This is a genomic window from Nitrospirae bacterium YQR-1 (assembly GCA_039908095.1).
In the GTDB taxonomy this organism is placed as follows: domain Bacteria; phylum Nitrospirota; class Thermodesulfovibrionia; order Thermodesulfovibrionales; family Magnetobacteriaceae; genus Magnetomonas.
Map to the genome: position 1 here is coordinate 21033 of JAMOBJ010000026.1, position 15731 is coordinate 36763.

At 41.1% G+C, this 15731-nt stretch carries 9 protein-coding genes and 1 pseudogene; 1 reads left to right on the top strand and 9 read right to left on the bottom strand.

Annotated features, from left to right (window positions below; translation table 11 throughout):
• Positions 1-2178 carry a hybrid sensor histidine kinase/response regulator gene (locus H7844_11885; GenBank protein ID MEO5357983.1) on the top strand — a complete coding sequence of 726 codons (2178 nt, stop codon included), beginning with the start codon at positions 1-3 and terminating at the stop codon, positions 2176-2178.
• A gap of 166 nt (positions 2179-2344) precedes the next feature.
• Here H7844_11885 and H7844_11890 read toward each other — a convergent pair whose 3' ends face one another.
• From H7844_11890 to H7844_11930, 9 genes and pseudogenes are all read right to left on the bottom strand, one after another.
• Positions 2345-3421, bottom strand: a complete 1077-nt coding sequence (locus H7844_11890) for a hypothetical protein (protein MEO5357984.1) — start codon at positions 3419-3421, stop codon at positions 2345-2347.
• A 79-nt stretch (positions 3422-3500) separates the two neighbouring features.
• Positions 3501-3773: a hypothetical protein gene (locus H7844_11895; protein ID MEO5357985.1), complete on the bottom strand. Its 273-nt coding sequence runs from the start codon at positions 3771-3773 to the stop codon at positions 3501-3503.
• Positions 3774-3999: 226 nt separating this feature from the next.
• Complete coding sequence (locus H7844_11900) at positions 4000-4137, bottom strand: hypothetical protein (protein ID MEO5357986.1); 138 nt, start codon at positions 4135-4137, stop codon at positions 4000-4002.
• 69 nt (positions 4138-4206) lie between these two features.
• Positions 4207-6894: pseudogene (locus H7844_11905) on the bottom strand (putative virulence factor).
• Between the two features lie 23 nt (positions 6895-6917).
• A complete protein-coding gene (locus H7844_11910) occupies positions 6918-7922 on the bottom strand; it encodes a hypothetical protein (protein MEO5357987.1) in 1005 nt (334 codons plus the stop codon).
• 15 nt (positions 7923-7937) lie between these two features.
• A complete protein-coding gene (locus H7844_11915) occupies positions 7938-10805 on the bottom strand; it encodes a virulence factor SrfB (protein MEO5357988.1) in 2868 nt (955 codons plus the stop codon).
• Between the two features lie 59 nt (positions 10806-10864).
• A complete protein-coding gene (locus H7844_11920) occupies positions 10865-12298 on the bottom strand; it encodes a hypothetical protein (protein MEO5357989.1) in 1434 nt (477 codons plus the stop codon).
• Between the two features lie 25 nt (positions 12299-12323).
• Complete coding sequence (locus tag H7844_11925; GenBank protein MEO5357990.1) at positions 12324-14867, bottom strand: S8 family serine peptidase; 2544 nt, start codon at positions 14865-14867, stop codon at positions 12324-12326.
• A 12-nt stretch (positions 14868-14879) separates the two neighbouring features.
• Complete coding sequence (locus tag H7844_11930) at positions 14880-15710, bottom strand: hypothetical protein (GenBank protein ID MEO5357991.1); 831 nt, start codon at positions 15708-15710, stop codon at positions 14880-14882.
• Between the last annotated feature and the right edge of the window lie 21 nt (positions 15711-15731).

The window sequence follows — 15731 nt, forward strand, 5'->3', positions numbered from 1 at the left end:
ATGGCATTTGATAAAACTAAATTTATAAAAATATTTGTAGATGAGGCAAAGGAGCACTTAGCAAAGGCAAGCGAGGGTATTGCAATTTTAGAAAAAGACCCAACAGATGTTGAAAACCTCAATGCCATCTTTCGCATTGCACACACAATAAAGGGCTCAGCACGTATGGTTAAACTTGTACCGATAGCTGATGTAGCCCATAAGCTGGAGGACGTTCTTGAGGCCCTGAGAAGCAATAGGATAGAGGTAACAAGGCAGGTAATATCAGCTCTTTATGCGGGAGTGGATGTGATGTCGGAGCTTGTGGAAAGCGCCGGTCTTGGGGCTGATATAAGCGGCGCAGGCACCTGTGTCTGCCGTGTGCTTGAACAACTGACGGGTATGACTGAGGAGCCGGGAGACTTACAAGAAAAGCCTGAAATAAAGCAGCAGGGGCCGACACCTCAGTTGCCTGTAAAACCCATTGCTGAGATTAAAACCATAGAGACTCTGCGTATAAATGCCGATAAACTCGATACGCTTATAAAACTTATGGGGGAAATTGTAACCCAGCAGATACGGCTAAAGGAAAGAGTATCCGAGGTAAAAGAAGTGGTGCGTTTAAGTAAAAAGCATATCATCAAGCTGGATGCCATGGCCGAGAATTTTCCTGAGCATAAAGGTTTATTCCACAACGCTTCACAAATATACTCCAGACTTAAAAATCTTGCAGCCGGCCTCATTAACGACGGAAACGTACAGGAGCTTCTCAACGAAAGCCTTCAGGAGGTCGCACTCACAATGCGCATGGTGCCGCTTTCCACTGTGTTTGACTCCTTTGGTAAAACCATCAGGGATATGTCCAGAGCTCTCGGAAAAGATGTAAACTTCAAGGTTGAGGGTGGGCAGACCGAGCTGGATAAAAAATTAGTGGAAAAAATAGCCGACCCCCTTATTCATATGATAAGAAACTCCCTGGACCACGGTATCGAGGAGAGCCCTGTACGTAAAGCCGCCGGCAAACCGGAGGTTGGCACGATAGCCCTGAGGGCTTACTATGATTCAGGCAATGTGGTGATAGAGGTAGCGGATGACGGGGCAGGGATAGCGATAGAAAAGCTTAAAAACAAGGCGTTGCAGCGCCGTCTTTTTGATAAAAGCACGCTTAATGCCATGAGTGAAACGCAGGTGTTTGATTTAATTTTCTACCCGGGGCTAAGTACTGCAGCTATAATAACGGACGTCTCCGGCAGAGGGGTGGGCATGGACGTGGTTAAGAAAAACATCGTGGATGAGTTAAAAGGTACAATCTCAGTGGAGAGCAAACCAGGACAGGGAACGAGGTTTATAATAAGAGTTCCTATGACGCTTGCTATAATGGGTTTGATATTGGTGGAGACCTCCGGCATGGTGTTTGCATTGCCTAAGTCCTCTGTGGCGGAGATAGTGAAGGTGCCGGAGGCGGAGCTTGTTAATGTGGTGCACAGTAAAGCCCTGAGGCTCAGGGAGCAATTAATACCGGTTGAACGTCTTAGCGGAATTCTACATCTGCCTGATAGTGATAACAATGGTAAAAAAACAGAGACCCTCATACTGATTGTTTCAATTGCTGATGAGAAGTTCGGCCTTGTCATTGATTCTATAGTGGATGAGGAAAACATGGTGATTAAACCACTTCCGGGGCATATGAGAAATCTGTCTCTGGTTTCAGGGGTGACAGTCTCCGGTAAAAACGAAATAATCAGCCTGTTAAATGTCTCCGGCATTATAAAAGCAGCCCGTGAAGCGGCAGGACGCACTAAAGCCGTCAAATTAGTCCACAAAGATAAAACCACGATTAAAATACTCGTTGTTGATGATTCCATAAACACAAGAGAGATAGAGAAGAGTATTCTTGAGTCTTACGGTTATGAGGTGGATATGGCGGAAGACGGCATTGAGGCTCTTGAAAAAACGGCGCAAAACAAATATGATGTTGTAATTACTGATGTGGAGATGCCACATCTTGATGGTTTTGCCTTAACTCAGAGGCTCAGACAAGATGACAGATACGTGCACACTCCTGTAATAATTGTAACGTCAAGGGAAAAGGAAGAGGACAAACGCCGTGGGATTGCAGCCGGAGCCGATGCTTATATCATCAAGGGTACATTTGAGCAGACAAATCTGCTAAATACAATCAGAAGTCTTGTTGGGTAAATATATAGAATAGTGGGTTAGTTTGAAATTAGAGCCGCGAGTTATACTGAGTTGCAGTCAATCGTCTAACTTCGTTAGCTTCGCCAAAAGCTCTAAAGTACGCCTGCGTCGCTTTCTCCTTGCCGCCTGCGTTTGCTTTTGACTGAAACTCGGTATAATTCGACAGCTAAACGTTAGGGCTTCCGAAATAATTTTTCCAATTCAAAGCATCGGGTAAAAATGAATAGAGATATGCATATAATAAATGTGGGTTTGCACTTGATTTTCCTTTATTTAAGGTTATACATACGGCTTCAAACATCTGCATTTTTGTCATGAATTCTCTAATGAGCGCTTGTTTTTTGTTTTCAATAACTTTTTTAATTACTCCATACTCATTTGTCGTTATCAATAAATCCATAGCTGCTATAAAGCATTGATTTTGCTTAACGTTTGGGTTTTCTATAAATTTTTCAATGTAGATTAATCCATCTTTTTCGATAAACATTTTAAAGGCTGCAATATTTCTTATTATCTCACTATAATCCATACCGTCTGTAACAAATGGGTCTGTTAGTGATTTTATTTTTTCTCTTTCATGGTTATGGTCAACCGGTATTTCAGGTATGAGCTTATAGCACTCAAATAATATTTCATCATATCCCAAACCCTTTAGCATTAATGATATACCACGTTTAATAATATCAAGCTTCTTTCTATATTTATTAACTTCATTAAGTTGCAACTTTTTTGAAAACATTTTTATGTCGTATTCCTTTATGTCATCCATTGAAAATTCTAATAATTTAGAGCAATATTCATCAGCCATCTTATCCAAAATTATATTGAGTGTTGGCTGGCCGTTTACCCTGACATGATGGCATACTGTCACCCAATAGTTAATGATTTCTTTAAACGAGCTTTTAAATAAATTGATTACCGGAAAATCATCGTTTATATCTTTTGCCTCTTCATCTATATTCCTATAATTCTGGTTAAGTGATAAGCTATCACAATCCGGTACTATTATTTTCCCTTGCATGGCAAGCATTTGTATTGATTTCAAAACTTTTCTTTTAATTTTCCAGACTCTTGTTTTATCTGTTTCATTTTCACTATTTTTATATGAAGCCATCAATTCTCTTACTTTGTTGAATCGTACTTTGTTTAGGTTTTTTAATATTATACTCTGAATCTCCTCGGATTCATAAAAAATAACCTGAGAAATTTCAATGTTTGTAAATCTTGGCTTATCGTTTTCCAAAATAGTACGAATTGTCCATGTGTCAAAATACTTAAAGCAATTAAACCCATGTTTTTTTAATGTTTCAAACATTTTTGATTTATTTTTTAACAGTTACATCCAACCGCATTCTGCTGCTGTTAGCACAAACATTACTCAATACCATTGAGCCGTTGTGATAAACATTGACGCACATTGGAGAGCCCCCCGACATTGATATTGAGTAATTACCAGAGCTATCCGCATATGTGTCCTTAAATCCGCTGTGTTCAAAGGCTAATCTGCAGCTGCCACACTTGCTTCCATCCCTGTAAGTTATTTTTCCATAAAAGTCAACCGCCCATGCTTGCATTGCTGATAATACAATAATCATTGCCGTCAAAAACAGTTAGTTTTTTCATCATTCGATCTCCATTTTAAGTATTAAGCAAGCGCAAAGCGCTTTAATCATTGTACTGAACTTTCCTACAAAGGTAATTTTAAGTCATTTTACATGGATTATCGTTACATATCTGTTACAGATTTTCTGAAAGTTTAATGCTATGGTTTATAATTAGAGAGATAATAGCAGTTGAGATAAAACTATGGCGTAGTTTGGTTTATTTTATTTCGTTATAACGCTGCCTGATGACAATGTAACCGGAAAGAAATATCATAAACCCTCCGGTAAGTGTTGCCATATTTATAGGATATGAGAGAAGAACGATACTGTAAAGAACCGATGATACAGGTTCCATGTAACTCAATATTGCGGCCTTTGATGCTTCTGTTTTTCCGAGTCCTCCCCTAAAGCAATTTTGACGCCGTCATTGCAAAATCTTGTTAATATCCTCTAATATTACTCCGAGCTTTCTGTTTGTTTCCTCATTTGGCAGTGGGCCGCCGTTTTTAAATTCAGCGTTGGACTTAAAACATGCCTGGAGCCCCTTAATCCATTGCATAAGAAAAGCATTACCGGGAAAGGCAATGTCCAGCTTAATATCCTGTAACTTCGGAGAGGTTATTTCATATTCTGTAAAGATCGGCTTCTCGGTGCCGTCTGGAAATTTCATAGACGGTCTATCATTGACTGCTACTGTGTCCCAGCCCAAAGTGTTTATAAAGCTGTTAATAGTATGAGTTGAGACGGTTGCTTTGATGTCATAAGTGTTTTCGTGTTTTAAAGCAGCAACAGGTTTGATTCTCTCGGCTATCATATCTGTTAATTTAACCCGGCGTGCACTGCTTAGTAGTTCATTGTACATGAGTTGTAAAATTTCCTTGCTAATCCCTGTATTTTTTGTAAATGTGCCTGAAAGCATAGTGTCTCCAACTTCAGATTCCCACCTCTGCACTACTGTCTCCGCCAGCAGGCAATATTGCGGCTTTGGACCCTCCGTAGTGCAAACAACATTATCCTCCCCCAATATATCGCCGAAGGCATCACTCCATTGGTCTGAAATCTGCTGCAACTCATGATTGCCGGTATTTGAGTAATCAGATACAGCTCTGTCCTTGTCAAACAAGGGGTTCTCTGTGTCATAACAAACTTTCCAGGCAAAATCCTCTTCCATCTGTATTTGCTGGATCAAGTATCCAAAAATGTTCTTTCTTTTCATGCTTTCAATTAGTGCCTTTACAACCATTTTGCTGTGTTTGTCGGCTTCTTCTAATGCCTTCTGTATGTCGCCGCTTTTGTAATGTTGATTTAGCAGACTTAAAACCTCTGTTTTTAAAGATATTAGCTGGTATTTTATCTGGTTTAATTTGATTGAAGGGTCGGCTTTGGGCTGTAGATACTTAATCATGTACTCCAGGCCGGATTTGCAAAGCTCTGTTGCCTCTTTCCAACTTTCCACAGGGCTGTGAAAATGTTTTTTTACATATTCATTTTCCAGATATGCCCTTTCCATAGCTTTCATTCTTTCTATATGCTTTGGAAGTAAGCTGACTTCTTTATTGTCTCTCTTTTCATATATTGATTCAAATCCAGGGTCTCTTAACTAGAAGCAATTTTTAAAGGGACCGTTTGCATCCCACTGTACAGTCCACTTATTTGTTACCGGGGCATCCATTTCATTGCTGAAATTAGAGAAAAGGCGTCCGTTAAACTTAGATGCATGTGTGTCATCGTTCTCACCGGGTTTATATTCTAAGTCCTTATTAAATTTAGTAAAAACCACAAAAAGAGAAGGCGTCTTTCCGGTGCGCTTCTCCGGTGTCTCACCATGAGTGTTTTTTATCCACTTTGCCATTAACTCAGGCAGGGTTTTTACCTCAGGAGGACCGTCGGGAATTGTTAGAAGCAGTGCATTTATGCCATATGTAAAGTTATAACTGTCAAATAAGTAGGCTATTTTGCCACGTAAAAAAACCAGCAGGTCAGTGCGGGGGTCATTGCCGATTGTGTCTGATTCGATTTTCAGTCTTGAGCGGGCGCCGGGAAAATCCAAAACGTCCGCCGTTTCAAGAAACTTACGATCACTGTGTTCAGCCGTTGCTTTAGGTAAAACCAGTGTTATCTCAGCCACTAATGCCGTCAGAGTGCTTCTTGACAAGTCCGCATTGACGCCGTTATCTCCTGTTATTGTTACCGGAGATAAGTGTTCGTCTTTTAAAAGTCCATCTATCAGTTGGACATCTATAATAGTGTTTGGGACCTGCACACCATCTTTGTTTTTTACCTCCCTGGGGATTAGGGCATTTACATCACATGTTGCATTGCAGGCAAAATTAAGCTGTTTCAGGCCGCTTGCAAGCTTATTATATATTATAGTAAAAACAGGGATTTTACCCCATAGTATCTCAAACACTCTGTACCTTTCCTCACTCTTAAGCCGCGGCACTATGTATGCAATTTCATCCCAAAACCCTGTTCTTTTTAAATCGTTTATGATGCCCTCGCTTGGGAACTCATCCTCCAGATACTCTTTTAAATCATAGATGTCATCCTCATCGAGTGAATCTGCCACAGCCTGCCCTGTTTTCTGTCTCAGTTCTTTAAACAGTTCCTGCATCTGCTCTATGTCCAGCATGTTCTTTCTCTTAAGATCATTAAAGTATCCGTTGGCTATTATTTTTACAATATCTGTTTGTGTTAATAATTTCAAAAAAAATCTCCCAGGCGCCATCTCTGCATTTTCCACAATTGTAAATCTTGTTACAAGACCGGTTGATTCCCTGCCGCCGGATGGATTCATTTCTGTGATGAAGTTGAGATTTCTTTCTCCACCTTTGACGGATATTTCCAGTGTGTCACTCTCAGGCAGCCTGACCAGATTTGAAACCAGATAAGACTTCCCGGCCTGGCTTGCTCCAAAGACTGCTATACATGGTCGCGTGCTTGAGGCTCTCATTAAACGCTTTGCCTGTCTTCCATAACTTTTCAACGTATGGAGCGTTGCTAACTGTCCTTCTTCTTTTTTAAGATGATTACCTGCCCAGTCAATAGCATTAGATATTGCCCCTTGTAGTTTTTCAATATCTCTGTATAAGCTGTTATCGTCTTTTGACATATTAAAAATCTCCTTTATAAAATCTACTCTGTAGTTATTTGTGCTAATAAAACTGTTTGTCTTGTGTCTTTTCTGAGAACTAAAAAAGATTTTCCTTCTTTTACCGTTTTGCCGCCCAGCCCTCTGACATCATGAATTTTGGGGTCAACATGTAAAGAGTCCTCTGGTGAAATAAAATCATAATTTTCAAAATATGAAGATAACACACGTCCGATTGCATTCATTATGTTTTTTCTCTCTGTAAAATACATCCCTGAGACTTCATGCAGAAAACTTATACTCCAATGATAAACATTCTCCATTAATTCTTTTTCCGACCCGGCCCCTTTACTGATTATGTCCTGAAACTCCCTTATGCACTTACATAACCTGATTATAAATACTGTTGCCGCTGGATTGTTTGACTCCGACAGCTCAGCCGTTAGTTGCAGCAAATACTCTCCGATTTTGTTTCCGTGCATGCTTATTTGCACAAAATCCCTCAGCGGTACCATTGAATTCAACTGTTTTTGGAGCTTATACTTAAAAACTGCAAGTTCATCGTATTTTTCGTTCAGTGTTTTTTTCCCTTGTTGCTCTGTGATTAACATTTCCTCAAGTTTTTGCCGCTGTGTCACGGAGTTTTTGTATTGTGCTTTTAGCCGGATATAGTTATTTTTTAAATTTTTTTCCGCAGCATCAATGTCATCATATGTGAAATATGTCTTGATCATTTTACTCATCCACTGCTTTACAGTGGCTTTGGTATTTTCTTCGTCAAGGTCTAAGACCGGATTATTTAAAATACCCTTAAAGGGCTGCTCTCCAAATATTTCTAAATTTGCATTGATAATATTTTCTATTGATAAATAAATATCTGTACCCTGTGAGCCGGAATCGCCGGTCTCTGTGTTGTCCTCTGTTTCAATTGTATTTTCTTTTATCGGATCAACGGAGTCTAAGCTCTTAGATAATATAACAGCGGGTTTGACGTCAATACCATCTCTATTAATTTTTCTTTTCAATATTATTTTATCGTTGTCTTCCATGCCGGTATCCTTCCGTTAAAACCTGGAGAGTACAAACGTACCGGTATCAAGCCAGTAGCCGTGTTCGTTGGTTAAAGTTTGCGGCTTTATCGTTATGAAATCACCGGCTACGGTATTACCGTCTTTATCCTCTATTTTCTTTGGATGCGAATATATATCCTCTCTGTCGTTTGGTCTCCTTCCTATTGTTATCTTTAAAGGTAATCTGTTTCTAACATTTCTTGCCATTTCCTGAGTTGTGTAATCTACCTTATAGACAGGCGTTGTTATCCAACTGTCGGAGTTTATTTGTTTCATTCCTAAGAACACCTGTGAGTCAAACTGCAATTCCGCCTCTGTGTCCTCGTCATCTTTAAACAGCAGATTAACTAACGAACCCTTATTGACGTCATATGTGCCTATAAACTGTGCCGTGGAGTTGATCTTTTCTTTGAGGGAATCTGTGTCTAAGCGGAAACCGTCCAGTCTGTTTAGAGAGCCTGACATCAGCGCAATTGAAGCACCAACTGTAACACAAGTTTTAGGGTCGTTTATCACTCCACTTATGTCGGAAAATGGGTACCATTTACCGACCCTGTAATTTCCCATTTGAATTACTCTGTCGGGGGTTACAGGCAAATACTCAAGGATAATCTCTTTTATTACCGGAAGCACAGTCGGCCTGCCTGCAAGGAGTAAAAAATCGCATTTAAACTGAGAAATAACTGAACAAAGGCTGCCTAACATCGCCTGAACTGTTTGGCGGGTGACAAAGTTAATTTCATCACTGTTAAGTGTCCATATTATGTTTTCAAGTTTGAATCCCAAATTGCCGTTTTTTTCAAATGCGTTATTTACGTACTTTATAACGTCTTGATGGGGCATAGGGTAATTTATGAAAAAGGAATCGAAAGTCCGAGTCTCTGAACTCTTCCGCCTGCAGGTATGCTCAATCATTTCATGAGCTATCGGTACTGCCACCTGGTTTGCAAATGCTTTACGCTTTAACCTGTCATCAATCGTCTGCCCCCCAAAGTCCTCACCAAACAGTATATTCATTACATCCGCAGTCTTAGGGCAACCTTGTTGTTCTGCATAGTTTTTTATTGCAGGTAAAACAACTTTTTCTATAATCTTACGGACAATCTCATCTCCGGCAAAGTTAAATCCTTCCCAAAATAAGGGCTCCGGTTTTATCACAGTTGAGGGTGCAGCTGAGTTCATTTGATATGAGCATATCATGACATCTGTAGTGCCGCCGCCTATGTCTATACTTGCTATGGTTACTGACTTTTCATCTTTTATTGAAGAATCCTTACGCTGTCTCCCTCTCAGATCAAAATATAGTTTGGATTCTTTTAAGAATTTCTCACAAATCTCACCATATAAAAACACTAATTGAACACAAGTTGCTTCATCGTAGCCCCATTCTCTTTTCTGCTGTCTCGTGTGGGTATCGTCGGGGTCAGGGATTATAACTGTATCGTCGTCTATCATAGTGTTTCCAAGGTGAATCTTAAGAACCTCAAGAGCATCTTTAGCATAGTTTCTGAAATTTTTTTTGTCTTTATCCATCATGGCTGTCGGTGCCGTTAAAACAATACGCTTGAGCTTTCTCGGTATCTCTTCATTTCCAAGGTGTTTGCGAAAATTGTAACTGTTTATCTGTGATATGGCATGAAGAAAAAGCTCTGTCAGGACAAAAGTCATCATAGAGGCTCTTGAGTACTGTGCCATGCTCAGGCCGTAATTGTTCTTTTTCAGCTCACCGTCTGAGTTAAAAGCCTCCGTTATGCCCCCTCCGATATAATCGTCATCCTCTATGGTGGGCATATTGAATTTCCACGGGGTTTCTCGTTTTTCTTTATCCCACAGGTATCTTTTGGGGCTTGACATTCCGGTGTTTTTTCCTGCTCCAGGGTTTATATTAGCGTGGCGCAGAGCTTCATTGCCTACCCTTATGATAGAGGGCCACTCAAAAGCATCCATCCTGTTTGATAGTTTGGATATAGAGGTTAGTCCAAACTCGGCTGGGATAAACTCAAGATGCATTTCAAACGGGTCGGAATACACCCTGTCGGGAATAGATAAATCCCTGATTTCAAGCCGCCTGCTGTCGGTAAACGATACCGGCTTGCCACGCTCGGTTTGTATGAGTATGCCGCATGATCTTGAGTTTCCTAAATCCAAGACAAGGTCAACCTCCAGAAATGTACCGGCTCCGTACATAATGGCTTTAGGAAGTATATCCAACGATTTCAGAAATCTTAAGAAAACAAGGTACAGCACCATGTGTGACAGCTGGGATGTTTTATTTTTAAAACCTATATTATCTTTCTTTTTATTGAAATAATACAGCAGCCACTCATCAACCCATTGGTAATTTAAAAATGCCAAATGCAATTTCTGATCGTTAGGCACTTCAAAGATACTCCGGGACTCTATATCGGTTAACTCCGGGCACAAATAATCGTCTCCGGTATTTTTATCTATCACTTTAGTATCAAACGCTAATACAAAGTTATAACCAACCTCACCCTCTTTGCCGCTTGAAGTTGAAAACCAAATTCTTGTCCAATTTGTAGGCCCTGCCTGGGAGTCCCCGCCTTGAATATTGCTTCTGTAATATGGAAGGGGAATCCACCGGCCTTCAAAACACTTTAAAGCCTGAGAAGCCTTGACTGTTTCTACCAGGTCTTCCCGGATACTCTCTCCCGTATCAGGATTTTTGTAGCCTCTGCCACTGTCATTAATCTCCGGAAAAACAAGATAGCAAAGATTCCCATCAATGATTTCCGCATATTCCATTGTGGTTCTTAAGTGAGGAGAGTTTTCAGCCAGAGTTGTTTTAAGATCAATAAACTGTATTCCTGAATTGCCTGTTAGTGTTATTATATTTTGCACTTTTACCTCTGCTTTGTTTTATATTATATTGTTAAATCACACTAAAACGTGTGCTATTTCTACCTTTGCACCTCAAATTCCGTGATTGTTACGTTATCTTTTTCTTTAATCAAATTATCTGTGAAATTTTCCCTTTTATTCCCTTTTATTACTGTTACTGTAAAGTCAGTACCTTCCCCGGGGTTTGCCTGCCTGTATTTTTGTACAAAAACTTGATACTTTCCTGGAGGTACATTTTCCGAATCCCAGAAGATATTCTCCTGTGGATTTGTACAAGACGATGTATTACTGCTACTAGGCATGCTGTCATGATCAAGAGTTCCTGTTACACCCTGACATGTACTATTTTTCTGACTAAAGTATATTTCCTGGCCGCATGGGTCTATGACGTGAAGGTCAAGATCATCGCAAGTTTTCCACTCAAGGTGAATCTGAATTATACCGGTTTTCCCATAGGAACCACCCCGGTCAAGGCGTTTTAAGCCCATTTCCACATCGCTGCAACAGTTGATGTATTGCCGCCTCTCCTCATATTCGTTTGCTACCGCTACAACGGAAACTTCCGTACCCTTAGGCATGTTCTTAAGCAGAGCTTCACCTGTTTGATTAGTGGTTACATTGTCTATCTTGTTTTTATAGCCAACAGTTACAACTGCCCCGTGGATGGCTTCTCTTGTGTCGTTATCAACAACCTTTACTTTAAATGACAACAACACCTCCGCTGTGGGTGTTGGCTCGGATGCTTTAACCGGAGGTTTAGGCGTTTTTGTCATTATCGGTTTATGGTTCAGAAGTTTCAGACCTAATAGTAGAATTAATAAAACCGCAGCAAACAGTACAACATAAGGCCATATCTTCCTTCTTTTCGGCGGTTGATTTTCAGAGGTAAACACAGGAGGGACGCTCTCCTCATACACGGGAGGTTCAGGTTCTGTGGCGGCGGTAGCTTCTTTTTCTTCACTTAGCGGTTCTTTATTCACATCAGCGGCAGCGTTAACCCCCTCAAGTATTTTTATAAGTTTAAATTCACCTTTTTTTGTATCCGATAACTTAAATCCCCAGCAAACCAGACATACGGCATTGTTCTTATCAACATAGATATACTCCGGGCCCGGCACTTCTAATGCTAAGGGCAAAAACTCACCCATTTGCCTGAGATTGGCATCCTCGCTTGACTTTAACATATCCGCCAAGGAAAGAATTTTTTCAACATGCTGTGCTAATTGTCTCCTGGCCGTATCCTGTTCTTCTTCAGTAAGTGAGGTTAACGGCACAGCATGTTTTATAGTTTTTGATATCCAAATGGCATCTATCTCACCTTTGAGCGCCTCGCTTGAAACTACCGGCTCGGTAAGAAGCTCGGAGGCTTCAGCGCCGATATACTGATTTATGATTCCCTTAAACTGGCCGTGGAAATGATACACCCCGTGTCCGGCACGCATTAATGGGCGAAGCTTCGCTATCTTTGCCGAATAAACAATATCTGTTACCATCTTATTTAAATTCCACAGATTTCAATCAGTTTTCCCTGTAAAGTGAGAATGAAAATGGTTTATCACCAGCATTTTTAGCTTCACATTGTGCCGACTGGTTGTCTGTTGATTGGCAAATAACATTAACCGGTACATAGAACCTGTTACCTCTGTCACAACGTGCATTTTCAGATTGACTGATTAATAAGTTATTCCCTTCAAAAGAAAGAGAAACGTTGGCAGCACATTTTGTGCCATTCTCTTCTGTTAAATTCAGAGTGCCTGATCCAGTATGTGAAAAGTAATAACGAAGGGCAACGGGTTCTTTGGTAATGGAGCTAATTATGTCGTTACTTGCCCGCCAGTGTCCTTCTGCAAATTTAAAATCGTTTGTCGGAGTTTTTGGGATTATAAGTGTATCATCTTTGACCTTACCCTGTCTGCTGCAGTTATCAAGCTGTTCCCTTAGTTCAGCTATTTCCTTTTTCAACTTTTCTGTTTCCACCCGGCAGTTATCATTAGAGGCCGGCTGTTGGGCTTCTTTTAGTGCAGCGTCCAACTGTATCAGAGGTCCCACGTATTCAGGGTCCGCGGAGTTGCTTAAAGGTTTACCGGTTTTTATCAGAATCTCTCTGATTTGTGCTGTTGTGAGATTTTTATTAACAGACTTTATCAGGGCTACTGCGCCGGCAACTATTGGAGAGGCCATGCTGGTACCGCTCAAAGCGTCATACTTGTTATCTAAAACACTGTTGTAGATTTTAACCCCCGGGGCGCTTATACTGTTTAAATCACCAAAATTACTGAAAGGGGCTTTTACATCGCTTTGGTCTGATGCAGTTACAACTATTGCATCCGGCGACTGCTTTCCAGTATCTACTTTAATTGGCATATTGTCGTTACCTGCGGCGGTAACAATGACAACTCCCTTTTCTGCGGCATACTTATAGATATAATTCATTATATCCATCTCGCCCTGATATGAGGATGTTTGTGAGATTTTAACTGCTGTCTCAATTTTTTGCGCAACTGTGCCGCCCTTAAGAGCATCATCAACAATAGAGCCAAGAGAAATATTTATGACACTTACACCTTTCTTTATGGCATGGTATATGCCGTACTTGATGGCTACAGAACTGATGAGCCCGTTAGACTGAGCAATATTTATGGGCATAAGTTTACAGTTTGGGCAAATGCCGCTTACCCCTGCGCCATTGTCGGCCAGGGCACCTGCAATGCCGCTGACATGAGTACCGTGTGTTTCCGGTTCATTCTTTGCGTTTCGTATCACAGGTATCTCATTGCTTCCTGTGATAAAATCTATGGGATTTGTGATTTTGTCATGAAATTCCGTATGTTTCAAATCAAAACCGGCATCTATGATGGCAATAACAATACCCTGGCTGCCTTTGGTTATATCCCAGGCCTCATATGCTTTGATATCTGCAAATTCCCATGATTTTTCCTGTCCTTCCTTAAAGCCCGGATCATTGGGTTGATATTTGAAGCCCGTTACATAATCATACGTAACGCTTTTTACATCAGGAGATTCCTCCAGCCTTTTTTTCCAGACCTCTCTCTCATCTTGCAGCACCTCCGCCTGAAGTAAATTAAAATCAGGCAACTTTCCTATAAAACGGAAGTTTTTTGCAGGGTATTTTTTCAAGAATTTCTTTGAAAATTCCTCCGGCATAACTCCATCCTTTAACATGACTGTCAACCTGTTGGTTACAATCTTTCTTTTAAACGGATCATTTGCGTCAATTCCCACTTTTGAAGGGTCAGCCGGACGCATTCCAAATTTTATTTCCGGCATACGCAGGAAAAACCACCAGATCAGAAACAAAATCAGAAGCAGCATCAATACTAAACCGCCCCAGAGCAGGTATTTGCGAATTTTTGACTCCTGATATAAAGGCGGCGGCGGCAGCAGAGACGGCTGAGGCTGGGGAGCATAATCAGTTTCTTTATAGCCGGTATTGCTTTCTTTTTCAAAAGCCGGTTTATCATGTGCTGTGGAATCATCGGTGGTTTTCTCGGCGCTTTGCTGCTGCACAGTTTTCTCAAGTTTTAGCGCTGACTCTGAATGAGCCTCCTGCAGGGTTTTAAACAGCTTGAAATCCCTCCTTTGCGGCTCATCGGATTTAAACCCCCAACACACTAAGCATATTTTGCCATTTTCACCTACATACACGTAATCCAGCCCGGGAATCTCCATTGCATGTGGCAATAAATCACCGAGCTTTTTTAAATCATCTCTTTCACTTTCCTTTAAAACATCAGAAAGGTTGTTTAGATTCTCTGTAAGGTTATATAAAACTAGCTTAGCCTCATCCTGCCGCTCTGTTGAAAGAGAGCTTAGTGGTACCGCTTTTTGTATATAATCGGAAAACCACATGGCGTCAACGTCACCCCGCAGTGCCTCTCTGGAGATAACCGGCTCAGTGAAAAGTCCTGCAAGGTCGCTGCCTAAGTATTCCGACAGAACTTCTTTTATCTGAGCATAGTATGAATATACCGGTTGGCCGTATAACAAAACCGGTCTCAGATTTTTAAGTTTTAAGATCAATATCCTTGTTTTTGTTTCCATAGTAGTTTCCCCTTACCTGCCATTGTGCACAGGCGACTTATATTTATCTATCAAGTCTTGGATAGCTTGCTCTTTCTTGCTTAGCCGGCTTGTTGTTGTAGCAGGCGGCGATGGTGACGGAGCCGGCGATGGAGCTTGCGTTGGCACAGGGGTCATAGTCGGCGACGGTGTTAATGTTGGTGAGGGCGATGGAGCGGCTGATGCCGCCGGCGTTGGAGATGGAGCCACAGTCGGCGTTGGTGATGGCACTGGAGTATTCGACCTGAATTTAAAAAAATATACCGCAACGGATATGGCAAGTGTCGCCAAAACCACTGCTGCAATAATTATTATCTTTGTGCTGGAAGGCTTACTCCGGTCAACCGGAGGAATAGGCATCCCGTGCCCAACTTGTTGAGTTTGCTCAACCGGTGGTTTTACCTCAGTCGCTTGTTCTTTGGGCGGCTCAGGCTGTGGCGGTGATTGTGGCTTAGAGGGCTCTTCAACAGGGCTTACCACGGGGGCTGCCATATCATACCACATTTTCTGAAACTGCCATCCCTCAGAAGTTAACCATTTGCCGTCCGGTCTCTCTATTGAGTACTTACCTGCCATTGGAACTTTAGCAGCACCAGCGCCCCCTTTGGAAAGAACAGGCTTTAGTCCTTTAAACCTGCCGAGATATGTGGTTTCCTTATCGCCGGTTTTGATATGGACTGTTAAATCATGAAAATTATTGATTGCTATTTTTGTAACCAGCTCGTTATCTAAGGCAAACATTAAGGGTTGGCCGTCTTCCTGAACCAGCTCAACTATTACCCGTTGGGTTTTACCGCTTTCCTGTGTCCATTTAATTTCTTTCATGTTTCTTATCTTCCTGTTCTG

Coding starts and splice junctions, on each gene's coding strand:
- H7844_11885 (MEO5357983.1), top strand. CDS start 1: ATGGCATTTGATAAAACTAAATTTATAAAAATATTTGTAGATGAGGCA.
- H7844_11895 (MEO5357985.1), bottom strand. CDS start 3,773: ATGATTATTGTATTATCAGCAATGCAAGCATGGGCGGTTGACTTTTAT.
- H7844_11900 (MEO5357986.1), bottom strand. CDS start 4,137: ATGGAACCTGTATCATCGGTTCTTTACAGTATCGTTCTTCTCTCATAT.
- H7844_11910 (MEO5357987.1), bottom strand. CDS start 7,922: ATGGAAGACAACGATAAAATAATATTGAAAAGAAAAATTAATAGAGAT.
- H7844_11920 (MEO5357989.1), bottom strand. CDS start 12,298: ATGGTAACAGATATTGTTTATTCGGCAAAGATAGCGAAGCTTCGCCCA.
- H7844_11925 (MEO5357990.1), bottom strand. CDS start 14,867: ATGGAAACAAAAACAAGGATATTGATCTTAAAACTTAAAAATCTGAGA.
- H7844_11930 (MEO5357991.1), bottom strand. CDS start 15,710: ATGAAAGAAATTAAATGGACACAGGAAAGCGGTAAAACCCAACGGGTA.